Genomic DNA, 26,039 nt, shown 5'->3' with positions numbered 1-26,039 from the left:
AGTTCCCGATTGTGCACAACAAGCGATGTTTCTGTACGAAATTTCTCGATAATGCATCATATCCATTATAGACAAAAGGGAAAATTCTATACAGAAAAATTACACACGACGACGTTTTGGCGGACGACATCCATTATGAGGAACTGGAGTAACATCTCTAATTGCTGTTACTTCTAGACCTGCAGCTTGAAGAGCACGAATTGCAGCTTCACGACCAGCACCAGGACCTTTAACAGTAACCTCTAAAGTTTTTAAACCGTGCTCCATTGCAACTTTAGCAGCAGCTTCAGCAGCCATTTGCGCAGCGAATGGAGTAGATTTACGAGATCCACGGAAACCAAGTGCACCAGCACTAGACCAAGAAAGCGCGTTACCGTGAGTATCTGTAAGTGTTACGATTGTGTTGTTGAAAGTAGAACGAATATGAGCTATACCAGCTTCGATATTCTTTTTCACACGTTTTTTACGAGTGTTTGTTTTACGTGCCATTGTTAGTTCAACCTCCTTTACTTATTATTTCTTTTTATTTGCTACTGTACGACGTGGACCTTTACGTGTACGAGCATTGTTTTTAGAATTTTGACCACGAACTGGTAAACCACGACGGTGACGAAGACCACGGTAAGAACCGATCTCCATTAGACGTTTAATGTTAAGAGATACTTCACGACGAAGGTCTCCCTCAACTTTAATACGATCGATAACATCACGGATACGTCCTAATTCGTCTTCCGTTAAATCACGAACTCGTGTTTCTGAAGAAATACCAGCTTCAGTAAGAATTTTTTCAGCAGTTGTGCGACCAATGCCGAATACGTAAGTTAAAGAAATAACAACGCGTTTGTCTCGAGGAATATCTACACCTGCGATACGTGCCATTCTGAATGCACCTCCTTCTGATTAACCTTGTTTTTGTTTATGTTTAGGGTTTTCACAAATAACCATTACTTTTCCACGTCTACGAATAACTTTACATTTTTCGCAGATTGGTTTAACTGACGGTCTTACTTTCATGTCTCGAACCTCCTTAAAGATTACGGAGTGCTATATTATTTAAAACGGTACGTAATACGACCACGATTTAAATCGTACGGAGATAATTCTACCGTAACTTTGTCTCCTGGTAAAATACGAATGAAGTTCATACGGATTTTACCAGAAACGTGAGCCAATACGACATGCCCATTCTCTAATTCTACTTTGAACATAGCATTTGGCAACGTTTCAAGAACGGTACCTTCGACTTCAATTACATCATCTTTAGCCATTCAATAGTTCTCCCTTCTTCAAATCAGTAACATTTTACACTGCTCTGAAATCCCGGAGAGCCAGCTACTTATAAAGTGGTAAGGATTTCGTATCCTGCTTCTGTAAGAGCAATCGTGTGCTCAAAATGGGCACACCATTTACCATCTACCGTTACCACTGTCCAGTCATCAGATAGTGTTTTTACATATCGTCTTCCTTGATTCACCATCGGCTCAACACAGATGACCATTCCCGGCTTTAATCTAGGGCCTCTATTTGGTGGACCATAGTGCGGGATTTGAGGGTCCTCATGTAAGTCTTGCCCGATTCCGTGACCAACATACTCCCTAACGATCGAGAATCCATTCTCTTCAGCATGGGTTTGAACCGCATGTGAGATATTTGATAATCTCTCGCCTGGTTTTACTTGTTCTAGACCAAGATACAACGATTTTTCTGTGACATCAAGTAGCTTTTGAACAGATTCAGAAATGTTTCCAACTGGATACGTCCATGCAGAATCTCCATGGTACCCATTGTATTTCGCACCAATATCGATACTGATGATATCGCCCTCTTTGAGCTTGCGCTTTCCTGGAATTCCGTGTACAAGCTCTTCATTTACAGAAGCACATATGCTCCCCGGAAATCCGTTGTATCCTTTAAAAGATGGCGTAGCACCATATTTTTGAATCGTCTTTTCCGCTATTTGATCGAGCTCTTTCGTTGTAATTCCTGGAGTAATGTGCTGTTTCAACTCTTGATGAGTTAAAGCAACGATTCTGCCAGCTTCTCGCATGATTTCTATCTCGCGAGGAGTTTTGCAGATGATCATTACGCTAAGCCTCCGATGAGAACATCGATATCAGCAAATACTTTATTGATATCTTGCTCACCATTAATGCTTTTTAAGTAACCAAGCTCGTCGTAGAAATCAAGCAAAGGTTTTGTTTGCTTAATATTCACATCTAAACGATTTGCTACAGTTTCTTCATTGTCATCAGAGCGTTGGTATAATTCGCCACCACATTTATCGCACACATCAGCTGTTGCTGGTGGATTGAATTCTAAGTGGTAAGTCGCACCGCACTCTTTACAAATGCGACGGCCTGTAAGGCGTTTTAATAACAACCCTGAATCCACATTAATGTTTAAAACATAGTCGATTTTTTTGCCAAGATCTTTCATAATCTCTTCAAGAGCTGATGCTTGTGCAACAGTTCGTGGGAAACCGTCTAGTAAGAAACCTCTTACGCAGTCTTCTTGACTTAAACGTTCACGAACAATTCCGATTGTAACTTCATCTGGAACAAGTGCACCTTTATCAATAAAAGATTTTGCTTGTAGACCCATTTCAGTTTCAGCCTTCATAGCTGCACGGAACATATCTCCTGTTGAAATGTGAGGGATGTTATACTTGGCTACAATCTGTTCGGCTTGTGTACCTTTACCAGCACCAGGAAGCCCCATTAAAATTAAGTTCATCCTTGTTCCCCCTCAGTACATGAGCATGTAGGGAAGATGGTTCTTCCCACTTACTCACTGCTTGATAAACCCTTTGTAATGGCGTTTTACCAGTTGGCTTTCTAGCTGCTTCATTGTTTCTAAAGCAACGCCGACAACGATTAACATACTCGTTCCACCAATCTGTGCAGATGGAGGAAGATTTCCCAATTTCGTAAAGATAACTGGTAAGATTGCAATCGCTGCTAGGAAAATTGATCCTACAAAGGTCAAACGATACAAGATTTTTGTTAGATATTGTTCTGTATTCTTACCCGGACGAATACCTGGAACATATCCACCTTGCTTGTTTAGATTCTCTGACATTTGCTCTGGATTAACCTGAACAAACGCATAGAAATATGTGAAGGCTACAATGAGCGCAACATATATGATCATTCCCACTGGGTGAGAATAGTTAAAGTTTGCAATAATCCACTGCGATACATCATGTTTCGGGAAGAACTGTGCAATAGTTGGAGGCGTAATTAAGAATGAAACAGCAAAAATGACTGGAATAACACCCGCACTATTTACCTTAAGCGGTAAATGTGTGTTTTGTGCTCCAGCATGATTCCCATTCCCTCCTGTTACACGCTTCGCGTATTGAATTGGGATCTTTCTAACAGCTTGTTGAATGAAAATAACACCAACAATAACTGCTAGCACAGCTAGTAAAATCAATGCAACTTTAACGATACTCATGAACAATTGATCTCCGATATTTTGAAACTGTTGTTGATACACTTGAGATATAACACTTGGGATCGCTGCAGCAATACCGCCAAAGATAAGGATGGAAATACCATTACCCACACCTTTAGCTGTAATCTGTTCGCCTAACCACATTAAAAATGCAGTACCAGCAGTCAGTACCGTAGCAATGTATAAATAAGTGCTCCAACCAGGATTCAAAATTAATTGCCCACCTACCATACCGTTAAAACCGATTGACATACCAAACCCCTGAATAAACGCAAGAACAATTGTAAAGTAACGCGTGAATTGCGTTAGTTTACGACGGCCCATTTCACCTTGCTTCGACCATTCCGAAAATTTAGGAACAACATCCATCTGCAATAATTGCACGATGATGGATGCTGTAATATACGGCATGATTCCCATCGCAAAGATGGAGAAGTTTTTCAAGGCGCCACCGCCAAATGTATTTAGAATACCTAAAGCATTTAATTGGTCTTGTGCTTTCAGTACGTCTCCATTTGTAAATGGCACTGGGATAAACGTGCCAATCCTGAATACGATTAACATCGCTAAAGTGAATAATATTTTACGTCTTATCTCAGCAACGCGCATAAAGTTGGAGATTGTACGAAACATTAGATCACCTCAACTGATCCGCCAGCTGCTTCAATTGCTTCTTTAGCACTTGAAGAGAACTTGTGCGCTTTAACAGTTAGTTTTTTCTCTACTGCTCCGCTTGCAAGAATTTTAACACCGTCGTTTAACTTGCTGATAACGCCAGTTTCCAGCAATAATTCAGGTGTTACTTCTGTACCATCTTCAAAACGATTTAACGTTGATAAGTTTACAATAGTAAACTCTTTACGGTTAATGTTTGTGAAGCCGCGTTTTGGTAAACGACGGAATAATGGAGTTTGACCACCTTCGAAGCCAAGACGAACACCGCCACCAGAACGTGCGTTTTGTCCTTTATGACCTTTACCAGCAGTTTTACCGTTACCAGAACCGATACCACGACCGACACGGTTACGTACTTTACGAGAACCTTCTGCAGGTTTTAATTCATGAAGTTTCATTCCCAGGCACCTCCTTATATTAATGAGTTATCCTTAAGCTTCTTTTACAGTTAAAAGGTGAGAAACTTTGTTGATCATACCAAGAATAGCAGGAGTTTCTTCCTTAACTACAGTTGAATTCAACTTTTTAAGACCTAAAGCTTCTACCGTCGCACGTTGATCTTGTGGACGACCAATTACACTACGAGTGAGGGTAATTTCTAACTTTTTCGCCATTTGTTTTCCCTCCTTAACCTAGTAGCTCTTCTACAGATTTACCGCGTAATTTTGCAACATCTTCAGCGCGCTTAAGTTCGCTTAATCCGTTCACAGTAGCGCGAATCATGTTGATTGGTGTGTTAGAACCAAGAGATTTCGAAAGAATATCTTGTACACCAGCTAATTCAAGTACCGCACGAACAGGTCCACCAGCAATAACACCAGTACCTTCAGCAGCAGGTTTTAAGAATACTTCACCAGCTCCAAAGTGACCGTTGATTGTGTGTGGAATTGTTGTACCAACTAATGGTACAGCGATTAAGTTTTTCTTAGCGTCTTCGATAGCTTTGCGGATTGCGTCTGGTACCTCTTGTGCTTTACCAGTACCGAATCCAACATGACCGTTTTTATCGCCAACTACAACTAGTGCAGCAAAGCGGAAACGACGACCACCCTTAACAACTTTCGCGACACGATTTATCGTAACTACACGTTCTTCAAGTTCTAATTTACTTGGGTCAATGCGATGCATCAATTTTCCCTCCTTTGACCATTAAAATTGTAATCCAGCCTCACGAGCAGCTTCAGCTAGAGCTTTAACACGGCCATGGTATAAGTAACCACCGCGATCAAATACTACTTCTTTAACGCCTTTCTCTACAGCACGCTTAGCAACTGATTCTCCAACTTTCGTAGCAGCTTCAGTATTGCTAGTACCGTTAAGAGCAAGGTCTTTATCAAGAGTAGATGCACTTACTAACGTTACACCATTCACATCATCAATAACTTGAGCGTAAATATGTTGGTTAGAACGGAACACGTTTAAACGTGGACGCTCTGCAGTACCAGTAAGTTTAGCACGTACACGTGCATGTCTTTTCTTACGAGTCGCATTTTTATCAGCTTTAGTGATCATTTTCTTGTCACTCCTTTCTCTCACCTAACGGGTTTACTTAGCAGTTTTACCTTCTTTACGACGAACAACTTCGCCTTCGTAACGAATACCTTTACCTTTGTAAGGCTCAGGAGCACGTACAGCACGGATGTTAGCAGCAAATTCGCCAACACGTTGCTTGTCGATACCTTTAATTACGATTTTAGTTGGTGCAGGTACTTCAACTTCAAGACCTGCTTCCGGAGTCATTTCTACTGGATGAGAATAACCTACGCTTAAAACAAGTTTATCTCCTTGTTTTTGAGCACGGTAACCAACACCGACTAATTCAAGTCCGCGTGCGAAACCTGCAGTTACACCTTCAACCATGTTTCCGATTAAAGCACGAGTTGTACCGTGTAATGCACGGTGTTCCTTCTGTTCAGATGGACGCTCAACTGTTAGTGTATTTTCTTCAATTTTGATAGACATATCAGCATTGAATTTACGAGTTAATTCACCTTTAGGGCCTTTTACTGTTACAGTATTGTCTTCTGCAATTGTAATAGTAACACCTGCAGGGATTTCAAGAATCTTTTTACCAATACGAGACATGTGGTCACACCTCCGTTCGTTTTAAATATATATTACCAAACGTATGCTACTACTTCTCCACCAGTTTGTAATTGACGAGCGTCTTTGTCTGTCATTACTCCCTTAGATGTAGAAACAAGAGCGATACCTAATCCGTTAAGTACACGTGGTACTTCGTCAGCTTTAGCGTAAACGCGTAAGCCAGGTTTACTGATACGTTTTAATCCAGTGATTACACGTTCATTGTTTGCACCATATTTCAGGAAAATACGAAGGATACCTTGTTTGTTATCCTCGATGTATTCTACATCACGAATGAAACCTTCACGTTTTAAAAGTTCAGCGATCTCTTTTTTGATTTTAGAAGCAGGAACCTCTAATTTCTCATGACGTACCATGTTCGCATTACGGATGCGAGTAAGCATGTCTGCAATTGGATCTGTCATCACCATGTGTTTTACCTCCTTCCCATTTGTGGGTTTTACCAACTAGCTTTTTTAACACCAGGAATTTGACCTTTATATGCAAGTTCACGGAAACAAATACGGCAAAGTTTAAATTTGCGGTATACAGAATGCGGACGACCGCAGCGTTCGCAACGTGTATACTCTTGTACTTTAAACTTAGGAGTACGCTTTTGTTTCGCTATCATAGATTTTTTAGCCACGTTTTCGCCTCCTCTACTTAGCGTTGGCTTCCATTATTTTTGGAATGGCATACCGAATTGTGTTAAAAGTTCACGAGCTTCTTCATCAGTTTTCGCTGTAGTAACGATTACGATGTCCATACCGCGTACTTTGCTTACTTTATCATAATCAATCTCAGGGAAGATAAGTTGCTCTTTAACACCTAATGTGTAGTTCCCACGACCATCGAATGATTTCTTAGAAACACCACGGAAATCACGTACACGTGGTAAAGAAACCGATACTAATTTGTCGAAGAACTCATACATTTGCTCGCCGCGTAAAGTTACTTTCGCACCGATTGGCATACCTTCACGAAGACGGAAACCAGCGATTGATTTTTTAGCACGAGTTACAACAGGTTTTTGACCTGCGATTTGTGTTAATTCTTCTACTGCATTGTCTAAAGCTTTTGAGTTAGATACCGCGTCACCAACACCAGTGTTGATTACGATCTTTTCGATTTTCGGTACTTCCATCACAGATTTATAGTTAAACTTGCTCACTAGAGCAGGAGTAATTTCCTTTTGGAACTTCTCTTTAAGGCGATTCAATGAAGTGACCTCCTTTCTTAAGAAAATTATTTATCTAATAATTCACCAGATTTTTTTGCAATACGAACTTTTTTACCATCTTCTACTTTGAAGCCTACGCGAGTAGGTTCACCTGTTTTCGGATCTAAAATCATAACGTTAGAAACGTGAATAGGTGCTTCTTTAGTAATAATTCCACCTTGTGGATTTAATTGAGATGGCTTAGAGTGTTTTTTAACGATGTTAACACCCTCAACGATAACACGGTTTTGCTTTGGGAAAGCCACAAGGATAACGCCTTGTTTTCCTTTGTCTTTACCAGTGATTACCTGTACTTTATCACCTTTTTTTACATGCATCTTAATTCTGCACCTCCTTAGCAAGGCAATACCTTAAATTATAGAACTTCTGGAGCTAAAGAAACGATCTTCATGAAGTTGCTATCACGTAATTCACGAGCTACTGGTCCGAAGATACGAGTACCACGTGGGCTCTTATCGTCTTTAATGATAACCGCTGCGTTTTCATCAAATTTGATGTAAGAACCGTCCGGACGACGAGCTCCGCTCTTCGTACGTACTACTACTGCTTTAACAACGTCACCTTTTTTAACAACGCCACCTGGTGTTGCTTGTTTTACCGTAGCAACGATAATGTCACCAATGTTAGCATATTTACGACCAGAGCCGCCTAATACTTTAATTGTTAAAAGTTCACGTGCACCAGAGTTGTCAGCAACTTTCAAACGAGATTCTTGTTGGATCATGTTATGAAACCTCCCTTCGGACTAAAAATTCCGATTCGTCTATTTAGATAATAACCGCTTCTTCAACGATTTCAACTAAACGGAAACGCTTAGTAGCAGAAAGCGGGCGAGTTTCCATGATTTTAACGATATCGCCAAGTTTCGCTTGGTTTTGCTCATCATGGGCTTTGTACTTCTTAGAATACTTAACACGTTTTCCGTACAAGGAATGAGTTTTGTAAGTTTCAACTAAAACTGTAATCGTTTTGTCCATTTTGTCAGACACTACACGACCAGTATAAACTTTGCGTTGGTTACGTTCGCTCACTATGCAAACCTCCCCTCAATTTATCGATTAATTCCGATCTCTCTTTCACGAACTACAGTTTTCATACGAGCAATTGCTTTACGCACTTCACGAATGCGAGTTGGATTCTCTAATTGTCCTGTAGCAAGTTGGAAGCGAAGATTAAACAACTCTTCCTTTAAAGCTTTAACTTTTGTTTCGATTTCGGCAGTGGTTAATTCACGAATATCATTAGTTTTCATTAGATTCACCACCATTTTCTTCACGTTTTACGAATTTACATTTCACAGGTAACTTGTGAGCTGCAAGACGTAATGCTTCGCGTGCTACCTCTTCAGATACACCCGCGATTTCGAACATAATTTTCCCAGGTTTTACTACTGCTACCCAGCCTTCTGGTGCCCCTTTACCGGAACCCATACGTACTTCTAGAGGTTTTGCAGTGTAAGGTTTAGAAGGGAAAATTTTAATCCATACTTTACCGCCACGTTTCATGTAACGAGTCATTGCACGACGAGCAGCTTCGATTTGACGGTTTGTAATCCATGAAGCAGCTTGTGCTTGTAAACCGAATTCACCGAAAGCAACTTCAGTTCCACCTTTAGCACGACCACGCATTTTACCACGATGCTCTCTACGATATTTTACGCGTTTTGGCATTAACATATTATTTTCCTCCTTCCTCAGAAGCTTTCTTTTTTGTAGGAAGGACTTCTCCACGGTAGATCCATACTTTTACGCCTAATTTACCGTATGTTGTATCAGCTTCAACTGCTGCATAGTCAATATCAGCGCGAAGTGTATGAAGTGGAACAGTTCCTTCACTGTAAGATTCTGCACGAGCGATATCAGCTCCGCCAAGACGACCAGAAACCTGTGTTTTAATACCTTTAGCACCTGCACGCATAGCACGTTGAATAACTTGCTTTTGTGCACGACGGAATGATACACGGTTTTCTAATTGACGAGCGATGTTTTCGCCTACTAATTTAGCGTTAAGATCAGCTCTCTTAACTTCTAAAATGTTGATGTGTACACGCTTGCCTGTTAATTGGTTAAGAGCTTTACGAAGTGCTTCAACTTCAGTACCACCTTTACCAATTACCATACCAGGTTTTGCAGTGTGAATTGTAACATTTACACGATTTGCTGCACGTTCGATTTCTACTTTAGCAACAGCAGAATCTTTTAAGCGTACATTAATGTACTCACGGATTTTGATGTCTTCATGTAATAATGTAGCGTAATCTTTCTCAGCGAACCAACGAGATTCCCAGTCACGGATAACACCGACACGAAGACCAATTGGATTAACCTTTTGACCCATCGATTATCCCTCCTTCTTTTCTGATACCACAACTGTAATGTGGCTTGTGCGTTTGTTAATTTGGCTTGCACGACCCATTGCACGTGGACGGAAACGTTTCAACGTTGGACCTTCGTCAACGAAGACTTTTTCAACAACTAGGTTGTTAATGTCCATCTCATAATTGTGCTCTGCATTTGCGATTGCAGATTTTAAAACTTTTTCTACAACTGGAGAAGCAGTTTTTGGTGTGTGGTTAAGGATAGCAATCGCTTCACCCACTTGCTTACCTCGGATTAAGTCTACTACTAAACGAACTTTACGAGGAGCAATACGAACTGTTCTCGCTACTGCTTTAGCTTGCATTGAAGTGCCTCCTCTCATTATCTTCTAGTTTTCTTATCGTCAGCAAGGTGACCTTTATACGTACGAGTTGGTGCGAATTCACCTAACTTATGGCCAACCATATCCTCAGTGATGTACACAGGTACGTGTTTACGACCATCATATACAGCGATTGTGTGTCCGATGAACTGAGGGAAGATTGTTGAACGGCGAGACCAAGTTTTAACAACTTGTTTTTGCTCAGATGCAACTAATTTTTCCATTTTGCTCATTAAGTGATCATCGACAAATGGTCCTTTTTTTAAGCTACGAGCCATTTTGGTGCCTCCCTTCGTGATTGGCGTACGGTTCTAGAAATGAACCGTACTACAATCCCATTATTTTTTACGACGACGAACGATGAATTTGTCAGACGCTTTGTTTTTCTTACGAGTCTTGAATCCAAGAGTTGGTTTACCCCATGGAGACATTGGAGACTTACGTCCGATTGGAGAACGTCCTTCACCACCACCGTGTGGGTGATCAACCGGGTTCATTACAGAACCACGAACTGTTGGGCGTTTACCTAACCAGCGAGAGCGACCTGCTTTACCGATTTTGATAAGTTCGTGTTGTTCGTTACCTACTTGACCGATTGAAGCGCGACAAGCAGATAATACAAGACGTACTTCACCAGAAGTTAAACGTACAAGTACGTATTTACCTTCTTTACCAAGTACTTGAGCAGATGTACCAGCAGAACGAACTAATTGTCCGCCACGACCAGGCTTAAGCTCGATGTTATGAACAACAGTACCTACTGGAATGTTGATTAATGGTAATGCGTTACCGATTTTGATGTCAGCTTCTGGGCCAGACATAACTTCCATACCTACTTCTAAAGATTTAGGAGCAAGAATGTAACGTTTTTCACCGTCAACGTAGTTAATTAATGCGATATTCGCAGAGCGGTTTGGATCGTATTCGATCGTAGCAACGCGTCCTGGAATTCCATCTTTGTTACGCTTAAAGTCGATGATACGATATTGACGCTTATGTCCGCCACCTTGATGACGTACAGTAATTTTACCTTGGTTATTACGACCAGCCTTCTTGCTTAAAGGAGCAAGTAATGACTTTTCGGGTCTGTCAGTCGTGATTTCAGCGAAATCATTCGTAGTCATATTACGACGACCGTTAGTAGTTGGATTATACTTTTTAATTCCCATCTCAATTTCCCTCCTTCTTTAGTAAGAATTAAACGCCTTGGAAGATTTCGATTTCTTTGCTGTCAGCAGTTAGCTTAACGATTGCTTTACGACGACGGCTAGTAAAACCAGCGTGACGACCAACGCGTTTTGCTTTCGGCTTGTAGTTCATGATGTTCACTTTTTCTACTTTAACACCAAAGATCGCTTCAAGAGCATCTTTAACTTCTGTTTTATTAGATTTAACGTCCACATCGAACGTGTATTTTTTTTCAGCCATCATTTCCATAGAACGTTCAGTGATAACTGGGCGCTTAATGATATCACGAGGATCTCTCATTATGCAAGCACCTCCTCTACTTTTTCCACTGCCGCTTTTGTCATGATTAGCTTATCATGATGAAGCACGTCTAAAACGTTTACGCCATCAGCAGTGATTACTGTTACTCCAGGGATATTGCGAGCAGATAACTCTACAGATTCGTTTGCATCAGCAGTTACGATAAGAGCTTTCTTCTCAACAGTTAATCCTTTAAGTACTGCTAGCATGTCTTTTGTTTTTGGTGCATTTAACACTAGGTCTTCAAGAACTACAATGTTGTTCTCAACTACTTTAGTAGCTAATGCAGATTTGATTGCTAAACGACGAACTTTCTTAGGAAGTTTGTACGCATAGCTTCTTGGTGTAGGTCCGAATACCGTACCACCACCACGCCATTGAGGAGAGCGGATAGACCCTTGACGAGCACGTCCAGTTCCTTTTTGACGCCATGGTTTACGACCACCACCGCGAACTTCAGAGCGAGTTTTTACTTTGTGTGTACCTTGACGTAAAGATGCACGTTGCATCATTACAGCTTCGAAAAGTACAGCTTCATTTGGTTCGATACCGAAAATAGCTTCAGCTAATTCGATTTCACCAACCTGTGAACCAGTTTGGTTATATACAGTAACTTTTGGCATTGGAATTCCTCCTTCCTATTGTGAATTATTTGCTAACCTTCACAGCGCCTTGAACAACTACAAGAGATTTCTTAGCACCTGGAACGTTACCTTTTACTAGTAATAAGTTGCGCTCAGTGTCAACTTGAACGATTTCTAAGTTTTGGATAGTAACTTGGTCTCCACCCATACGTCCAGCAAGTTTTTTGCCTTTGAATACACGGTTCGGAGCAACTGGGCCCATTGAACCTGGACGACGGTGATAGCGAGAACCATGAGACATAGGTCCGCGAGATTGTCCGTGGCGTTTGATAACACCTTGGAAACCTTTACCTTTAGAAATTCCTGTTACGTCAACGATTTCACCTGCAGCGAAAACTTCAACTTTTACCTCTTGACCAACCTCTAATCCGTCCACGTCTGCATCGCGGATTTCGCGAATGAAGCGCTTAGGAGTTGTAGATGCTTTAGCAGTGTGGCCTTGTTCAGGTTTGTTAGTTAACTTTTCACGTTTATCTTCAAATCCTAACTGGATTGCATTGTAGCCATCAGTTTCAGTTGTTTTCTTTTGAAGAACAACGTTTGGATTAGCAGCGATAACTGTTACTGGGATTAACTCACCGTTCTCAGCAAATACTTGAGTCATACCGATCTTTCTTCCTAAGATTCCTTTGGTCATGAGTTACACCTCCTACATTTTTAAGTTATATAATTTATAGTTTGATTTCGATATCTACACCAGACGGTAAGTCTAAACGCATTAATGAATCTACTGTTTGTGGAGTAGGACTCACGATATCGATTAAACGTTTGTGTGTGCGCATTTCGAATTGCTCACGAGAATCTTTGTACTTATGAACAGCACGAAGAATTGTGTAAATAGTCTTCTCAGTTGGTAATGGGATCGGACCAGAAACTGTTGCCCCAGAACGCTTAGCTGTTTCTACAATTTTCTCAGCTGATTGATCAAGAATACGGTGATCATAAGCTTTTAAACGGATACGAATTTTTTCTTTTGCCATTATTTTCCCTCCTTCGTTCGCCTATTTCTAAAATAGACCTTCTCCATGGAAATTTCCCCACACCATGCCATGGCAAAGCGGCCGGGTGTGTCAGCAACCTTCCACTTCATCGCAGTCAAAGACCAACATTGTCTATTATACAATGTTATTCGTCTAGATGCAAGCATCTTTTTGTTTGCATCTGCTTTTCTCTACTTTTGCTATTATACATGGCACTTTAAAGAATTTCAAGTTTTCATCTAACAGAATTCGTTTTACAGTTTCTGGATTATCTTTTGTTGTTTTTATATTACTATAGAAGAAACTCGTCAAAACAAAAAAACACACTCTTCTTCTTTATATAAACGCAAACAAAAAACCTAAGGGAAAATCCCTTAGGTTTTTTTATATCAGCTAAGATTACTCAACGATAGTAGCAACTACACCGTAACCTACTGTACGTCCACCTTCACGAATAGAGAATTTAGTTCCCTCTTCGATAGCGATTGGAGCGATAAGTTCGATAGTCATTTCGATGTTGTCACCAGGCATTACCATTTCAGTACCTTCTGGTAATTGGATGATACCAGTTACGTCAGTTGTACGGAAGTAGAACTGAGGACGGTAGTTAGCGAAGAATGGAGTGTGACGTCCACCTTCTTCTTTAGATAATACGAAAACTTCAGCTTTGAATTTAGCGTGTGCTTTTACAGAGCCAGTTTTAGCAAGAACTTGTCCACGTTGGATGTCTTCACGAGCAACCCCACGAAGAAGAGCACCGATGTTGTCTCCAGCTTGAGCTTGGTCAAGAAGTTTACGGAACATTTCTACACCAGTTACAGTTGTAGAAGCATTCTCTTCAGCAAGACCGATGATTTCTACTACGTCACCAACTTTAACGATTCCGCGCTCTACACGACCAGTTGCAACTGTACCACGACCTGTGATAGAGAATACATCCTCGATAGGCATTAAGAATGGTTTGTCAGTTTCACGTTCTGGAGTTGGGATGTAAGCATCAACTTCAGTCATTAATTCAATGATTTTTGCTTCCCAATCAGCTTCTCCTTGAAGAGCTTTAAGAGCAGAACCTTTGATTACAGGAATGTCGTCGCCTGGGAATCCGTATTCAGATAATAGGTCACGAACTTCCATTTCTACTAATTCTAATAATTCTTCGTCGTCTACCATGTCGCATTTGTTTAAGAATACAACGATGTAAGGAACACCTACTTGACGAGAAAGAAGGATGTGCTCACGTGTTTGAGGCATTGGGCCATCAGCAGCAGATACTACTAAGATACCGCCGTCCATTTGAGCAGCACCAGTGATCATGTTTTTAACATAGTCAGCGTGACCTGGGCAGTCAACGTGTGCATAGTGACGAGTTTCAGTTTCGTACTCAACGTGTGCAGTTGAGATTGTGATTCCGCGCTCTCTTTCTTCTGGAGCAGCGTCGATTTGATCGTATCCGCGTGCTTCAGCACCACCAGCTTTTGCAAGAACTGTAGTGATCGCAGCAGTTAATGTAGTTTTACCATGGTCAACGTGGCCGATTGTACCGATGTTAACATGGGGTTTAGAACGTTCGAATTTAGCTTTAGCCATTCTAAATTCCTCCTTAGTTTATATAGGTTATTTTATATTTAGACTAGAAAGCGAAACTTACGTCCCACTTTCTAAGCTTACATAAGTAGTTATACTCGAACAATTGATAAAAATCAATTATTCACCTTTATTTTTTTTAATAATTTCTTCTGAAACAGACTTCGGTACTTCTTCATAATGATCAAATGTCATTGAGAATGTTCCGCGTCCTTGAGTGTTAGAACGTAATGCTGTCGCATAACCGAACATTTCAGAAAGTGGAACCATAGCGCGAACAACTTGTGCGTTACCGCGAGCTTCCATACCTTCTACACGTCCACGACGAGATGTTACGTCACCCATGATGTCTCCCATGTACTCTTCAGGAATTACAACTTCAACTTTCATCATTGGCTCAAGAATTACTGGGTTACATTTAGAAACCGCAGCTTTAAGTGCCATAGATGCAGCGATTTTGAACGCCATCTCAGATGAATCGACATCATGGTAAGAACCGTCAACTAATGCTGCTTTAATGTCAACTAGTGGGTAACCAGCTAGTACACCATTTTTAAGTGAGTCTTCAAGACCCGCTCCAACAGCTGGGATGTATTCACGTGGAACTACACCGCCGACGATTTTGTTTTCGAATTCAAATCCTTTACCTTCTTCGTTAGGTGCAAACTCAATCCAAACGTGACCGAATTGTCCACGTCCACCAGATTGACGAGCAAACTTACCTTCAACTTTCGCAGCAGCGCGGAAAGTTTCACGGTATGCTACCTGAGGAGCACCAACGTTTGCTTCGACTTTGAATTCACGGCGCATACGGTCAACGATGATATCAAGGTGAAGTTCACCCATACCAGCGATGATAGTTTGGCCAGTTTCTTGGTCAGTGTGAGCACGGAATGTTGGATCTTCTTCAGAAAGCTTAGATAATGCTGTACCCATTTTATCTTGGTCAGCTTTAGATTTTGGTTCGATAGCTACAGAGATAACTGGCTCTGGGAATTCCATAGACTCAAGGATAACAAGGCTCTTCTCGTCACAAAGAGTATCACCAGTAGTAGTATCTTTTAAACCTACAGCAGCAGCGATATCACCAGCGTAAACTGTTGAAATCTCTTCACGGCTGTTAGCGTGCATTTGTAGGATACGTCCTACACGCTCACGCTTACCTTTAGTTGAGTTTTTCACGTATGATCCAGAGTTTAACACACCAGAGTACACACGGAAGAACGTTAACTTACCAACATAAGGGTCAGTCATGATTTTGAATGCTAAAGCTGCGAATGGTTCTTCATCGCTAGACTTACGTTCTACTTCTTCATCTGTATCCGGAAGAGTACCTTTAATAGCAGGTACATCTAATGGAGATGGTAGGTAGTCGATAACTGCGTCTAACAGAATTTGAACACCTTTGTTTTTGAATGCAGAACCACAGATTACTGGGAAGAATTCTACAGAAGTTGTAGCCTTACGGATACCAGCTTTAAGCTCTTCTACAGTGATTTCTTCACCTTCTAGGTACTTCATCATCATTTCTTCATCAAGCTCAGCTACCGCTTCAATAAGCTTTCCACGGTATTCTTCAGCTAGTTCTTTGTGCTCTTCAGGAATTTCGACACGCTCGATGTCTGTTCCTAAATCGTTACCGTACATGTAAGCACACTCTTCAACAAGGTCAATGATACCATTGAACTCATCTTCAGCACCGATTGGTAACTGAATTGGATGTGCGTTTGCTTGTAAACGATCGTGGATTGTTCCTACAGAGTATAAGAAATCTGCACCGATCTTATCCATTTTGTTAACGAATACGATACGAGGTACACCGTAAGTAGTAGCCTGACGCCAAACAGTTTCTGTTTGTGGTTCTACACCAGATTGTGCATCAAGTACTGCTACCGCACCATCAAGTACGCGTAAAGAACGTTCTACTTCTACTGTGAAGTCTACGTGTCCTGGAGTATCAATGATGTTTACACGGTGACCTTTCCATTGAGCTGTAGTTGCAGCAGAAGTAATTGTGATACCACGCTCTTGCTCTTGCTCCATCCAGTCCATCTGAGATGCACCTTCATGAGTTTCACCGATTTTATGAATACGTCCTGTGTAATACAGAATACGCTCAGTTGCTGTTGTTTTACCAGCATCGATGTGAGCCATGATACCAATATTACGAGTGTTTTCTAAAGAGAACTCTCTTGTCATTTGGTGTCTTGCTCCTTCCATATATGGATTGGATTTTTTATTTTAAGTAGCAAAAAAGCCACTTTATATTGTTACATATGCCAGTGTCCAGTACCCTCATTATGTAAAACGAGCGCCCAACGAAAGGGAGAGGCATTCTCCCTCTCCACACTTCCATAAGCGACAAATAAAGCGGTTTATGCATACATTTATTTTACGTTGAATCCTACCAACGGTAATGAGCAAATGCTTTGTTAGCTTCTGCCATTTTATGAGTGTCTTCACGTTTCTTAACAGATGCACCAGCGTTGTTAGCTGCATCTAAGATTTCGTAAGCTAGACGCTCTTCCATAGTTTTTTCACCACGAAGACGAGCATAGTTTACTAACCAGCGAAGACCTAAAGTTGTACGGCGTTCTGGACGAACCTCAACTGGAACTTGGTAGTTAGCACCACCAACACGACGAGCGCGTACTTCAAGAACAGGCATGATGTTCTTAAGAGCTTGCTCGAATACTTCCATTGGTTCTTTATCTGAACGTTCACGAACGATATCGAAAGCGTTATAAAGAATTGTTTGAGATTTACCTTTTTTACCGTCAACCATCATTTTGTTGATAAGGCGTGTTACTAGCTTAGAATTGTACATTGGATCTGGTAACACGTCACGTTTCGCAACAGGTCCTTTACGAGGCATATTGAGTTCCTCCTTTCATTATAAGTTTATTATTTTTTAGCAGGTTTTGGTCGCTTAGTACCATATTTAGAACGTCCTTGCATACGTTTGTCAACACCAGCTGTATCAAGCGCTCCACGAACGATGTGGTAACGTACCCCTGGTAAATCCTTTACTCGACCACCGCGAATTAATACTACGCTATGCTCTTGTAAGTTATGACCGATACCTGGGATGTAAGCTGTAACTTCAATACCGTTTGTTAAACGTACACGAGCGTATTTACGTAACGCTGAGTTAGGTTTCTTTGGAGTCATTGTACCAACACGAGTACATACACCACGTTTTTGAGGTGCAGAGATATCAGTTGATTTTTTCTTTAAAGAGTTAAATCCTTTGTTTAACGCAGGTGATTTAGATTTCCATACTTTATCAGTACGACCATTTCTCACTAATTGGTTAATAGTAGGCATTTGATTATCCTCCCTTCGCATGTTTGTATGACCACATATCCAGGTGGTTCATTATTAGTTGAAAACAAAGTTTTTGCAAGGAAGAGCAAATGCTCTCTCCTCACAAAAACAGTTTTAACTTATTATTCCTATTGCTGAAGCTCCCACTTGAATCCCCGAAACTTTTCCAAGCTTACGAACTGATTCAACCTTTGTTATGGGTATGTTATGTTGCAAAGCAGTGCGAATGATAACATGGGTTAACCGCACATCAGCATCTTCTGCAATAACAACTTCTTTAACTATACCATTTTTGATTGCTTCCAATGTGCGTTTATGACCAACGACTACATTTTCAGCATTTGACACTTTTTGATAAGACATATAAATATCCTCCAAAGCATCGTTCAGGAGCAACCTTGATTATAGTAACATTTTGACTCATACAATGTCAACTAGGATTAGATGTTTTTATACAAAATTTACGACGGAAAATTTTACTGTTCCACATAAATCTCATCATTTTCTACATTCATGTTATCTTGTGTTGTTTTTACAAGATCCACTTTGCGATAACGATTCATACCTGTTCCAGCAGGAACAAGTTTACCGATAATAACGTTCTCTTTCAATCCTAGAAGCTCATCACGTTTACCTTTAATTGCTGCATCAGTTAAGACACGAGTTGTTTCTTGGAATGATGCTGCAGATAAGAATGAATCAGTTTCAAGTGAAGCTTTTGTAATACCAAGTAGAACAGGTCTAGCTGTCGCTGGTTGTTTACCTTTCAGTAACACCTTCGCATTCGCATCAGTAAACTGATGGATATCTAGTAATGTTCCTGGTAATACGTCTGTTTCACCTGCATCACTTACACGAACTTTACGTAGCATTTGACGTACCATTACCTCTACGTGTTTGTCACCAATTTCTACCCCTTGCATACGGTATACTTTTTGAACTTCACGTAATAAGTATTCTTGAACTGCTGTAATGTCCGTTACTTTTAGTAATTCTTTCGGATCAATAGAACCTTCTGTTAACTCTTTACCGTGGCTAATTGGCTGTCCTGGAGTTACTTTCAGACGAGCACCGTAAGGAATAGCATACGTACGAGCTTCAACTTCACCCTGTACAACTACTTCTTGGCGATCTTTAACATCGTTGATCGCTGCGATAACACCGTCGATTTCACTGATAACTGCCTGACCTTTCGGATTACGAGCTTCGAAGATCTCTTGGATACGAGGTAAACCTTGAGTGATATCATCTCCGGCAACCCCACCTGTATGGAATGTACGCATCGTTAACTGTGTACCTGGCTCACCGATAGATTGAGCTGCGATAATACCTACCGCTTCTCCTACTTCTACGTCTGTACCAGTTGCTAAGTTACGACCGTAACACTTCTTACATACACCATGGCGAGTGTTACACGTAAACGCTGAACGAATATTTACAGTTTCAACACCCGAATTTTCAACGATATGAGCGATATCTTCAGTAATTAATTGGTTTTCACTAACTAATACTTCACCTGTTTCAGGATGTTTTACAGTTTTTCTTGCAAAACGTCCAACAAGACGATCATATAATGACTCAATTACTTCATTACCCTCTTTAATCGCACCAATTAATAGACCACGATCTGTTCCACAATCATCTTCACGGACAATTACATCTTGTGCAACGTCTACAAGACGACGTGTTAAGTAACCAGAATCGGCAGTTTTAAGTGCTGTATCGGCAAGACCTTTACGCGCACCATGCGTAGAGATGAAGTACTCAAGTACTGTTAAACCTTCACGGAAACTCGATTTGATTGGAAGTTCGATGATACGACCAGATGGATTGGCCATCAGACCACGCATACCAGCAAGCTGAGTAAAGTTAGATGCGTTACCACGGGCACCTGAGTCACTCATCATGAAGATTGGATTGCGTTTATTCAAGGATTTCATCAGTTTTCCTTGGATAACATCTTTTGCATTACTCCAAATAGAGATAACGCGATCGTAACGTTCTTCTTCCGTGATTAAACCGCGACGGAATTGTTTAATTACATTATCTACTTTTGCTTGTGCTTCGTGGAGAATTTCATCTTTTTCGCCTAATACAAGAATGTCAGATACCCCAACTGTAATACCAGCTTTTGTAGAGTACTTGAACCCTAAGTTTTTCATACGGTCAAGCATGCGAGACGTTTCTGTAATTTGGAAACGTTTGAACACTTCCGCAATGATGTTACCAAGGATCTTCTTGCTAAATGGCGCCACTTCTTCGCGACTAGCAATAATTTCTTTAATGTTCGCACCTTTTTCAACGAAATATTCCGCTGGTGTTTCTTTTTCAAGGTTTGAGTTTGTCGGTTCATTAATATAAGGGAACGACTCTGGTAAGATTTCGTTAAATATTAATTTACCAACTGTTGTTAATAGAAGCTTACCTTTTTGCTCTTCAGTAAACGTTACGTTATTTACTGAACTTGCAGCAACTGCAACACGTGTGTGCAGATGTACATATCCATTTTGATATGCAAGTATTGCTTCGTTTGCATCTTTGAAGACCATACCTTCACCGATTGCGCCTTCACGCTCAAGTGTTAAGTAGTAGTTACCTAATACCATATCCTGAGATGGAGTAACAACTGGTTTTCCGTCTTTTGGATTCAAGATGTTTTGTGCCGCTAACATAAGAATACGAGCTTCTGCTTGTGCCTCTGATGATAACGGAACGTGAACCGCCATTTGGTCACCGTCAAAGTCCGCGTTGTATGCAGTACATACAAGTGGGTGAAGACGAATTGCGCGACCTTCTACTAATGTAGGTTCAAACGCCTGGATACCAAGACGGTGAAGTGTTGGTGCGCGGTTTAGAAGTACTGGATGTTCTTTAATCACAGATTCTAAAACGTCCCAAACTTCAGGGTGTACACGCTCAATTTTACGTTTCGCACTCTTAATGTTGTGTGCTAACCCTTTTCCAACTAACTCTTTCATAACAAAAGGTTTGAACAGTTCAAGCGCCATTTCTTTCGGTAATCCACATTGGTACATCTTTAAGTTCGGTCCTACAACGATTACAGAACGGCCAGAGTAGTCAACACGTTTACCTAATAAGTTTTGACGGAAACGTCCTTGTTTACCTTTAAGCATGTGAGATAGTGATTTTAATGGACGGTTACCTGGTCCAGTTACTGGACGGCCACGACGACCATTATCAATTAATGCATCTACAGCTTCTTGTAACATACGTTTTTCGTTTTGAACAATGATGCTTGGAGCACCTAGGTCCAATAGACGTTTTAAACGGTTGTTACGGTTAATTACACGACGATATAAGTCGTTTAAGTCAGAAGTAGCAAAACGTCCACCATCTAACTGTACCATTGGGCGTAGTTCTGGTGGGATAACTGGTAGAACATCTAAGATCATCCAAGATGGTTCATTTCCAGAGTTACGGAATGCTTCTAATACTTCTAGACGTTTAATAGCACGAGTACGGCGTTGTCCTTGTGCTGTTTTTAATTCTTCTTTTAAGAAGTCTACTTCTTTATCTAAATCAATGTCTTGTAGTAGCTTTTTAATCGCTTCTGCACCCATAGCAGCTTGGAATGTGCTACCATATCGATCACGATATGCACGGTATTCTTTTTCAGAAAGTAATTGCTTCTTATCAAGTGGTGTATCTCCACTTTCTGTTACAACATAAGAAGCGAAATAAATTACTTCTTCAAGCGCGCGAGGGGACATGTCTAAGACAAGTCCCATGCGGCTCGGGATACCTTTGAAATACCAAATATGAGATACAGGAGCAGCTAACTCAATATGACCCATACGTTCACGACGTACTTTTGCACGCGTTACTTCAACGCCACATCGATCACAAACTACACCTTTATAACGTACACGTTTGTATTTTCCGCAATGACATTCCCAGTCCTTTTGTGGTCCGAAAATACGCTCACAGAACAAGCCATCTTTTTCAGGCTTTAACGTACGATAGTTAATAGTTTCTGGTTTCTTAACTTCACCGTATGACCAAGAACGAATCTTGTCAGGTGAAGCAAGTCCAATCTTCATATATTCAAAGTTATTTACATCTATCAAGGGGCCTACCTCCCTTTTAGTCTACAGGTTATCCCAATTATTCCTTAGTTGTCTCAACTTCGACATTCAATTTATCTGCTGATTGATGATCATCGTCATCTTCTGTATCACGCATTTCAATTTCTGTATCGTCGCTAGACATCATTTTAACGTCCATACCTAAACTTTGCAGCTCTTTAATCAATACTTTGAATGATTCAGGAACGCCTGGTTCTGGAACATTTTCGCCTTTAACAATTGCTTCATAAGTCTTAACACGTCCAACAACATCATCAGACTTCACTGTTAAGATTTCTTGAAGAGTATAAGCAGCACCGTAAGCTTCAAGTGCCCAAACCTCCATCTCACCGAAACGCTGTCCACCGAACTGAGCTTTACCTCCAAGAGGTTGCTGCGTTACAAGTGAGTATGGTCCAGTAGAACGAGCATGAAGTTTATCGTCAACCATGTGCGCAAGTTTGATCATATACATGACACCAACAGATACGCGGTTATCGAATGGTTCACCAGTACGTCCGTCATACAGGATTGTTTTCGCGTCATTTGCCATACCAGCTTCTTCAATTGTGCCCCAAACATCTTCCTCACGAGCACCATCGAATACTGGTGTTGCAATGTGAATGCCCAGGTATCTTGCTGCCATACCAAGATGAAGCTCTAATACCTGACCGATATTCATACGAGATGGTACCCCTAATGGGTTTAACATGATATCGATTGGCGTACCGTCTGGTAAGTAAGGCATATCTTCTTCTGGTAAAATACGAGAAATAACACCTTTGTTACCGTGACGTCCGGCCATCTTGTCACCTTCAGAAATTTTACGTTTTTGAACGATATATGCACGTACAAGTTGATTCACGCCTGGTGGCAATTCATCGCCATCTTCACGGTTGAATACTTTTACGTCTAAGATAATACCGCCACCACCGTGTGGTACACGTAGTGATGTATCACGTACTTCACGCGCTTTTTCTCCAAAGATAGCATGTAATAGACGTTCTTCAGCTGTTAATTCTGTTACACCTTTAGGTGTTACTTTACCAACAAGTAAATCTCCATCTTTTACTTCAGCACCAACGCGAATGATACCGCGCTCGTCAAGGTTACGTAATGCGTCTTCCCCAACGTTTGGAATGTCACGTGTAATTTCTTCTGGTCCAAGCTTCGTATCACGAGCTTCTGATTCATATTCTTCAATATGAATAGAAGTGTACACATCATCTTTTACAAGGCGCTCACTCATGATGATCGCATCCTCGTAGTTATAACCGTCCCAAGTCATGAAGCCAACAAGCACGTTACGTCCAAGTGCTAGTTCACCTAATTCCATAGAAGGACCATCCGCAAGGATTTCACCTTTTACAACTTCATTTCCAACACTTACGATTGGACGTTGGTTGTAACAAGTTCCTTGGTTAGAACGAATGAATTTTTGCATTTTGTAGCGATCTAAGTCGCCTTTTACTGTTTGACCGTCAACTTCTACATAGCGACGTACCCAAACTTCACGTGCTTCTACGCGCTCAACAACACCAGGATGTTTACAGATTACTGCAGCACCTGAGTCTTTTGCTGATACGTACTCCATACCTGTACCTACAATCGGAGATTCCGGATTCATTAACGGAACTGCCTGACGTTGCATGTTCGCTCCCATAAGTGCGCGGTTAGAGTCATCGTTTTCTAAGAACGGAATACAAGCTGTCGCTGCCGACACTACTTGTTTTGGAGATACATCCATGTAGTCGATGCGTTCTCTATTTGTGACAATGTTTTCACCACGGAAACGAGCTACGATATCTTCACTTAGGAATTCACCTTCATCAGATAATTTCATATTCGCTTGGGCTACAACATAGTTATCTTCTTCATCTGCTGTTAAATAATCAACATGCCCTGTTACAAGACCAGTTTCTGGGTCAACACGACGATATGGTGTTTCAATGAAACCAAACTCATTTACTTTCGCGAACGAAGATAATGAGTTAATCAAACCGATGTTTGGTCCCTCTGGTGTTTCAATCGGACACATACGACCGTAGTGGGAGTAATGAACGTCACGTACTTCAAAGCCTGCGCGCTCACGCGTTAAACCACCAGGTCCTAATGCAGATAGTCTTCGTTTGTGAGTTAACTCTGCTAATGGATTTGTTTGGTCCATGAACTGAGATAACTGAGAACTTCCGAAGAACTCTTTAATAGATGCAATAACAGGACGAATATTAATTAGCGCCTGTGGTGTAATTGCATTTGTATCTTGGATCGACATTCTCTCACGAACAACACGTTCCATACGAGAAAGACCGATACGGAATTGATTTTGTAATAGTTCTCCAACAGAACGCAGACGACGGTTTCCTAAATGGTCAATATCATCTGTATCCCCTACTTTGTATAGTAGGTTGAAGAAGTAACTGATAGAAGCAAGGATATCACCTGGTGTGATGTGTTTCACATCACGAGTAATATTTGCATTACCAATTACATTAATTACACGTTCGCCTTCCGACTCAGGAGCATAAATCTTAATAGATTGCAGCTCAACATCGCCTTCTACCACTCCACCCATTGGTTTCGCTGTTTTGAATCCAATGTTTTTCTCTAAGTAAGGTAAAATGCGATCAAGTGTACGACGATCTAAGATTGTTCCTTCTGCCGCTAAAATTTCACCAGTTTCTGGATCCACTAATGTTTCAGCTAAACGTTGATTAAACAATCTGTTTTTAATGTGTAACTTCTTGTTGATCTTATAGCGACCTACATTTGCTAAATCGTAGCGCTTTGGATCGAAGAAACGAGACACAAGTAAGCTCTTAGCATTTTCTACTGTTGGTGGTTCACCAGGACGTAGACGCTCATAAATTTCAAGCAATGCTTTTTCTGTACTATCTGTGTTGTCTTTTTCTAATGTGTTGCTTAAGTATTCGTTATCACCTAAAAGCTCGGTGATTTCTTGATCAGAGCCAAACCCTAATGCGCGTAACAAAACAGTTACAGGAAGTTTACGCGTACGGTCAATACGCACATATACAACATCCTTAGCATCTGTCTCATACTCTAACCAAGCTCCGCGGTTTGGAATTACAGTAGCAGTAAAACCACGTTTTCCGTTTTTATCCACTTTGCCACTATAGTATACGCTTGGAGAGCGAACTAACTGGGAAACGATAACACGTTCTGCACCGTTAATTACGAATGTTCCAGTCTCTGTCATGAGTGGGAAATCTCCCATGAACACATCTTGTTCTTTTACTTCACCAGTTTCCTTGTTGATTAGACGCACTTTTACACGAAGTGGTGCTGCATACGTCACATCACGCTCTTTGCATTCGTCTACAGAGTATTTAGGTTCACCTAAGCTGTAGTCGATAAATTCAAGCGATAGATTTCCCGTAAAGTCTTCAATCGGAGAAATGTCTTGGAACATTTCTCGCAAACCCTCATCAAGAAACCACTGATAAGAAGAGGTTTGAATTTCGATAAGATTTGGTAACTCTAATACTTCACTAATACGGGCATAACTTCTTCGTTGGCGGTGGCGTCCGTATTGAACTAGTTGACCTGTCAACTGCTTCACCCCTCAAATCATGAGTATTATAAATGCACAAAAAAATTTGTGCAAAATCACAAATAAATACAACTACTGCTATTAGCGTAGTCTTTTTCTCTTAAAGATAAATACGTTGAGTCTTTCTACCTGCTCAAAAAAGAAAAATGGCTTCTATAAGAAAACCATCATTCTGTTTCATAATCTGCTGATTTTACTATC

Annotated in this window: 35 protein-coding genes; all 35 read right to left on the bottom strand. The window is 40.8% G+C overall.

Features of this window, described 5'->3' with window-relative positions:
• Positions 1-99: 99 nt before the first annotated feature.
• Positions 100-489: a 30S ribosomal protein S11 gene (gene rpsK / locus DN400_RS27275; RefSeq protein ID WP_000101797.1), complete on the bottom strand. Its 390-nt coding sequence runs from the start codon at positions 487-489 to the stop codon at positions 100-102.
• A gap of 24 nt (positions 490-513) precedes the next feature.
• Positions 514-879 carry a 30S ribosomal protein S13 gene (rpsM, locus tag DN400_RS27270; protein WP_000090792.1) on the bottom strand — a complete coding sequence of 122 codons (366 nt, stop codon included), beginning with the start codon at positions 877-879 and terminating at the stop codon, positions 514-516.
• Between the two features lie 21 nt (positions 880-900).
• Positions 901-1,014 (bottom strand): 50S ribosomal protein L36, encoded by a 114-nt coding sequence (gene rpmJ, locus DN400_RS27265; protein ID WP_000868344.1) that lies wholly within the window; start codon positions 1,012-1,014, stop codon positions 901-903.
• 35 nt (positions 1,015-1,049) lie between these two features.
• Entirely contained in the window at positions 1,050-1,268 is a 219-nt protein-coding gene (gene infA / locus DN400_RS27260; protein WP_001029884.1) for a translation initiation factor IF-1, read from the bottom strand.
• A gap of 68 nt (positions 1,269-1,336) precedes the next feature.
• Positions 1,337-2,083, bottom strand: coding sequence for a type I methionyl aminopeptidase (map, locus tag DN400_RS27255; RefSeq protein WP_000582539.1), 747 nt, complete (start codon positions 2,081-2,083; stop codon positions 1,337-1,339).
• Positions 2,083-2,733, bottom strand: coding sequence for an adenylate kinase (locus DN400_RS27250; RefSeq protein WP_001048997.1), 651 nt, complete (start codon positions 2,731-2,733; stop codon positions 2,083-2,085). Before DN400_RS27250 ends, map begins: the two co-directional genes overlap by 1 nt.
• 54 nt (positions 2,734-2,787) lie before the next feature.
• Positions 2,788-4,089, bottom strand: coding sequence for a preprotein translocase subunit SecY (gene secY, locus DN400_RS27245; RefSeq protein ID WP_000490118.1), 1,302 nt, complete (start codon positions 4,087-4,089; stop codon positions 2,788-2,790).
• Positions 4,089-4,529, bottom strand: a complete 441-nt coding sequence (rplO, locus tag DN400_RS27240) for a 50S ribosomal protein L15 (RefSeq protein WP_000766083.1) — start codon at positions 4,527-4,529, stop codon at positions 4,089-4,091. Before rplO ends, secY begins: the two co-directional genes overlap by 1 nt.
• Before the next feature lie 33 nt (positions 4,530-4,562).
• Positions 4,563-4,745, bottom strand: coding sequence for a 50S ribosomal protein L30 (rpmD, locus tag DN400_RS27235; RefSeq protein WP_001085233.1), 183 nt, complete (start codon positions 4,743-4,745; stop codon positions 4,563-4,565).
• A gap of 13 nt (positions 4,746-4,758) precedes the next feature.
• A complete protein-coding gene (gene rpsE / locus DN400_RS27230; RefSeq protein ID WP_000554646.1) occupies positions 4,759-5,259 on the bottom strand; it encodes a 30S ribosomal protein S5 in 501 nt (166 codons plus the stop codon).
• Positions 5,260-5,280: 21 nt separating this feature from the next.
• Positions 5,281-5,643, bottom strand: coding sequence for a 50S ribosomal protein L18 (rplR, locus tag DN400_RS27225; protein WP_000628818.1), 363 nt, complete (start codon positions 5,641-5,643; stop codon positions 5,281-5,283).
• A 33-nt stretch (positions 5,644-5,676) separates the two neighbouring features.
• Positions 5,677-6,216 (bottom strand): 50S ribosomal protein L6, encoded by a 540-nt coding sequence (rplF, locus tag DN400_RS27220; protein ID WP_000086551.1) that lies wholly within the window; start codon positions 6,214-6,216, stop codon positions 5,677-5,679.
• 32 nt (positions 6,217-6,248) lie between these two features.
• Positions 6,249-6,647 carry a 30S ribosomal protein S8 gene (rpsH, locus tag DN400_RS27215; protein WP_000245511.1) on the bottom strand — a complete coding sequence of 133 codons (399 nt, stop codon included), beginning with the start codon at positions 6,645-6,647 and terminating at the stop codon, positions 6,249-6,251.
• A 29-nt stretch (positions 6,648-6,676) separates the two neighbouring features.
• Positions 6,677-6,862: a 30S ribosomal protein S14 gene (gene rpsN, locus DN400_RS27210; RefSeq protein WP_001085700.1), complete on the bottom strand. Its 186-nt coding sequence runs from the start codon at positions 6,860-6,862 to the stop codon at positions 6,677-6,679.
• A 33-nt stretch (positions 6,863-6,895) separates the two neighbouring features.
• Positions 6,896-7,435 (bottom strand): 50S ribosomal protein L5, encoded by a 540-nt coding sequence (rplE, locus tag DN400_RS27205; RefSeq protein WP_001080829.1) that lies wholly within the window; start codon positions 7,433-7,435, stop codon positions 6,896-6,898.
• A gap of 26 nt (positions 7,436-7,461) precedes the next feature.
• Positions 7,462-7,773, bottom strand: a complete 312-nt coding sequence (gene rplX / locus DN400_RS27200; RefSeq protein ID WP_000558200.1) for a 50S ribosomal protein L24 — start codon at positions 7,771-7,773, stop codon at positions 7,462-7,464.
• A 38-nt stretch (positions 7,774-7,811) separates the two neighbouring features.
• Complete coding sequence (gene rplN / locus DN400_RS27195; RefSeq protein WP_000615912.1) at positions 7,812-8,180, bottom strand: 50S ribosomal protein L14; 369 nt, start codon at positions 8,178-8,180, stop codon at positions 7,812-7,814.
• A 43-nt stretch (positions 8,181-8,223) separates the two neighbouring features.
• On the bottom strand, positions 8,224-8,487 hold the full coding sequence (rpsQ, locus tag DN400_RS27190) for a 30S ribosomal protein S17 (protein ID WP_000004106.1): 264 nt from the start codon (positions 8,485-8,487) through the stop codon (positions 8,224-8,226).
• 20 nt (positions 8,488-8,507) lie between these two features.
• Complete coding sequence (gene rpmC / locus DN400_RS27185) at positions 8,508-8,708, bottom strand: 50S ribosomal protein L29 (RefSeq protein ID WP_000855718.1); 201 nt, start codon at positions 8,706-8,708, stop codon at positions 8,508-8,510.
• Positions 8,698-9,132: a 50S ribosomal protein L16 gene (gene rplP / locus DN400_RS27180; protein ID WP_000928971.1), complete on the bottom strand. Its 435-nt coding sequence runs from the start codon at positions 9,130-9,132 to the stop codon at positions 8,698-8,700. Before rplP ends, rpmC begins: the two co-directional genes overlap by 11 nt.
• A 1-nt stretch (position 9,133) precedes the next feature.
• Positions 9,134-9,793, bottom strand: a complete 660-nt coding sequence (gene rpsC, locus DN400_RS27175; protein ID WP_000529956.1) for a 30S ribosomal protein S3 — start codon at positions 9,791-9,793, stop codon at positions 9,134-9,136.
• Positions 9,794-9,796: 3 nt separating this feature from the next.
• Positions 9,797-10,138 (bottom strand): 50S ribosomal protein L22, encoded by a 342-nt coding sequence (rplV, locus tag DN400_RS27170; RefSeq protein ID WP_001148024.1) that lies wholly within the window; start codon positions 10,136-10,138, stop codon positions 9,797-9,799.
• A gap of 17 nt (positions 10,139-10,155) precedes the next feature.
• Complete coding sequence (gene rpsS / locus DN400_RS27165; RefSeq protein WP_000124454.1) at positions 10,156-10,434, bottom strand: 30S ribosomal protein S19; 279 nt, start codon at positions 10,432-10,434, stop codon at positions 10,156-10,158.
• A gap of 60 nt (positions 10,435-10,494) precedes the next feature.
• Positions 10,495-11,325, bottom strand: coding sequence for a 50S ribosomal protein L2 (rplB, locus tag DN400_RS27160; protein WP_000511583.1), 831 nt, complete (start codon positions 11,323-11,325; stop codon positions 10,495-10,497).
• Between the two features lie 28 nt (positions 11,326-11,353).
• Positions 11,354-11,644, bottom strand: coding sequence for a 50S ribosomal protein L23 (rplW, locus tag DN400_RS27155; protein WP_001205558.1), 291 nt, complete (start codon positions 11,642-11,644; stop codon positions 11,354-11,356).
• Entirely contained in the window at positions 11,644-12,267 is a 624-nt protein-coding gene (gene rplD, locus DN400_RS27150) for a 50S ribosomal protein L4 (RefSeq protein ID WP_001127258.1), read from the bottom strand. Before rplD ends, rplW begins: the two co-directional genes overlap by 1 nt.
• A 25-nt stretch (positions 12,268-12,292) precedes the next feature.
• Positions 12,293-12,925 carry a 50S ribosomal protein L3 gene (gene rplC / locus DN400_RS27145; RefSeq protein WP_000160209.1) on the bottom strand — a complete coding sequence of 211 codons (633 nt, stop codon included), beginning with the start codon at positions 12,923-12,925 and terminating at the stop codon, positions 12,293-12,295.
• A 34-nt stretch (positions 12,926-12,959) separates the two neighbouring features.
• Positions 12,960-13,268 (bottom strand): 30S ribosomal protein S10, encoded by a 309-nt coding sequence (rpsJ, locus tag DN400_RS27140; protein WP_001040595.1) that lies wholly within the window; start codon positions 13,266-13,268, stop codon positions 12,960-12,962.
• A gap of 399 nt (positions 13,269-13,667) precedes the next feature.
• On the bottom strand, positions 13,668-14,855 hold the full coding sequence (tuf, locus tag DN400_RS27130; RefSeq protein WP_001029617.1) for an elongation factor Tu: 1,188 nt from the start codon (positions 14,853-14,855) through the stop codon (positions 13,668-13,670).
• A 117-nt stretch (positions 14,856-14,972) separates the two neighbouring features.
• Positions 14,973-17,051: an elongation factor G gene (gene fusA, locus DN400_RS27125; RefSeq protein WP_000196384.1), complete on the bottom strand. Its 2,079-nt coding sequence runs from the start codon at positions 17,049-17,051 to the stop codon at positions 14,973-14,975.
• Between the two features lie 205 nt (positions 17,052-17,256).
• Positions 17,257-17,727, bottom strand: coding sequence for a 30S ribosomal protein S7 (gene rpsG / locus DN400_RS27120; protein WP_001137492.1), 471 nt, complete (start codon positions 17,725-17,727; stop codon positions 17,257-17,259).
• A gap of 29 nt (positions 17,728-17,756) precedes the next feature.
• Positions 17,757-18,179, bottom strand: coding sequence for a 30S ribosomal protein S12 (gene rpsL / locus DN400_RS27115; RefSeq protein ID WP_001142341.1), 423 nt, complete (start codon positions 18,177-18,179; stop codon positions 17,757-17,759).
• 114 nt (positions 18,180-18,293) lie between these two features.
• A complete protein-coding gene (locus DN400_RS27110) occupies positions 18,294-18,542 on the bottom strand; it encodes a 50S ribosomal protein L7ae-like protein (RefSeq protein ID WP_000121833.1) in 249 nt (82 codons plus the stop codon).
• Between the two features lie 113 nt (positions 18,543-18,655).
• Positions 18,656-22,267: a DNA-directed RNA polymerase subunit beta' gene (gene rpoC / locus DN400_RS27105; protein WP_000567943.1), complete on the bottom strand. Its 3,612-nt coding sequence runs from the start codon at positions 22,265-22,267 to the stop codon at positions 18,656-18,658.
• 37 nt (positions 22,268-22,304) lie between these two features.
• Positions 22,305-25,838, bottom strand: a complete 3,534-nt coding sequence (rpoB, locus tag DN400_RS27100; RefSeq protein ID WP_000147553.1) for a DNA-directed RNA polymerase subunit beta — start codon at positions 25,836-25,838, stop codon at positions 22,305-22,307.
• Positions 25,839-26,039 lie beyond the last annotated feature (201 nt).

It is taken from the genome of Bacillus sp. AR8-1 (assembly GCF_008042345.1).
Lineage (GTDB): Bacteria > Bacillota > Bacilli > Bacillales > Bacillaceae_G > Bacillus_A > Bacillus_A cereus.
The sequence above is the reverse complement of the archived record's forward strand: the minus strand, read 5'-3'. Positions and strand labels throughout refer to the sequence as shown.

Bases quoted from the DNA above. Each gene is read 5' to 3' on its own strand.
- rpsG (WP_001137492.1), bottom strand. From the start codon at position 17,727: ATGCCTCGTAAAGGACCTGTTGCGAAACGTGACGTGTTACCAGATCCA.
- fusA (WP_000196384.1), bottom strand. From the start codon at position 17,051: ATGACAAGAGAGTTCTCTTTAGAAAACACTCGTAATATTGGTATCATG.
- rpsK (WP_000101797.1), bottom strand. From the start codon at position 489: ATGGCACGTAAAACAAACACTCGTAAAAAACGTGTGAAAAAGAATATC.
- rpsS (WP_000124454.1), bottom strand. From the start codon at position 10,434: ATGGCTCGTAGCTTAAAAAAAGGACCATTTGTCGATGATCACTTAATG.
- rplW (WP_001205558.1), bottom strand. From the start codon at position 11,644: ATGAGAGATCCTCGTGATATCATTAAGCGCCCAGTTATCACTGAACGT.
- rpsC (WP_000529956.1), bottom strand. From the start codon at position 9,793: ATGGGTCAAAAGGTTAATCCAATTGGTCTTCGTGTCGGTGTTATCCGT.
- rplV (WP_001148024.1), bottom strand. From the start codon at position 10,138: ATGCAAGCTAAAGCAGTAGCGAGAACAGTTCGTATTGCTCCTCGTAAA.
- rpmD (WP_001085233.1), bottom strand. From the start codon at position 4,745: ATGGCGAAAAAGTTAGAAATTACCCTCACTCGTAGTGTAATTGGTCGT.
- DN400_RS27110 (WP_000121833.1), bottom strand. From the start codon at position 18,542: ATGTCTTATCAAAAAGTGTCAAATGCTGAAAATGTAGTCGTTGGTCAT.
- rplX (WP_000558200.1), bottom strand. From the start codon at position 7,773: ATGCATGTAAAAAAAGGTGATAAAGTACAGGTAATCACTGGTAAAGAC.
- rpsL (WP_001142341.1), bottom strand. From the start codon at position 18,179: ATGCCTACTATTAACCAATTAGTGAGAAATGGTCGTACTGATAAAGTA.
- rplF (WP_000086551.1), bottom strand. From the start codon at position 6,216: ATGTCTCGTATTGGTAAAAAGATTCTTGAAATCCCTGCAGGTGTTACT.
- rpmC (WP_000855718.1), bottom strand. From the start codon at position 8,708: ATGAAAACTAATGATATTCGTGAATTAACCACTGCCGAAATCGAAACA.
- DN400_RS27250 (WP_001048997.1), bottom strand. From the start codon at position 2,733: ATGAACTTAATTTTAATGGGGCTTCCTGGTGCTGGTAAAGGTACACAA.
- rpsM (WP_000090792.1), bottom strand. From the start codon at position 879: ATGGCACGTATCGCAGGTGTAGATATTCCTCGAGACAAACGCGTTGTT.
- rplC (WP_000160209.1), bottom strand. From the start codon at position 12,925: ATGACCAAAGGAATCTTAGGAAGAAAGATCGGTATGACTCAAGTATTT.
- rplD (WP_001127258.1), bottom strand. From the start codon at position 12,267: ATGCCAAAAGTTACTGTATATAACCAAACTGGTTCACAGGTTGGTGAA.
- rpsH (WP_000245511.1), bottom strand. From the start codon at position 6,647: ATGGTGATGACAGATCCAATTGCAGACATGCTTACTCGCATCCGTAAT.
- infA (WP_001029884.1), bottom strand. From the start codon at position 1,268: ATGGCTAAAGATGATGTAATTGAAGTCGAAGGTACCGTTCTTGAAACG.
- map (WP_000582539.1), bottom strand. From the start codon at position 2,083: ATGATCATCTGCAAAACTCCTCGCGAGATAGAAATCATGCGAGAAGCT.
- rplP (WP_000928971.1), bottom strand. From the start codon at position 9,132: ATGTTAATGCCAAAACGCGTAAAATATCGTAGAGAGCATCGTGGTAAA.
- rplR (WP_000628818.1), bottom strand. From the start codon at position 5,643: ATGATCACTAAAGCTGATAAAAATGCGACTCGTAAGAAAAGACATGCA.
- rplB (WP_000511583.1), bottom strand. From the start codon at position 11,325: ATGGGAATTAAAAAGTATAATCCAACTACTAACGGTCGTCGTAATATG.
- rpsE (WP_000554646.1), bottom strand. From the start codon at position 5,259: ATGCATCGCATTGACCCAAGTAAATTAGAACTTGAAGAACGTGTAGTT.
- rpmJ (WP_000868344.1), bottom strand. From the start codon at position 1,014: ATGAAAGTAAGACCGTCAGTTAAACCAATCTGCGAAAAATGTAAAGTT.
- rplO (WP_000766083.1), bottom strand. From the start codon at position 4,529: ATGAAACTTCATGAATTAAAACCTGCAGAAGGTTCTCGTAAAGTACGT.
- secY (WP_000490118.1), bottom strand. From the start codon at position 4,089: ATGTTTCGTACAATCTCCAACTTTATGCGCGTTGCTGAGATAAGACGT.
- rplN (WP_000615912.1), bottom strand. From the start codon at position 8,180: ATGATCCAACAAGAATCTCGTTTGAAAGTTGCTGACAACTCTGGTGCA.
- rpsJ (WP_001040595.1), bottom strand. From the start codon at position 13,268: ATGGCAAAAGAAAAAATTCGTATCCGTTTAAAAGCTTATGATCACCGT.
- tuf (WP_001029617.1), bottom strand. From the start codon at position 14,855: ATGGCTAAAGCTAAATTCGAACGTTCTAAACCCCATGTTAACATCGGT.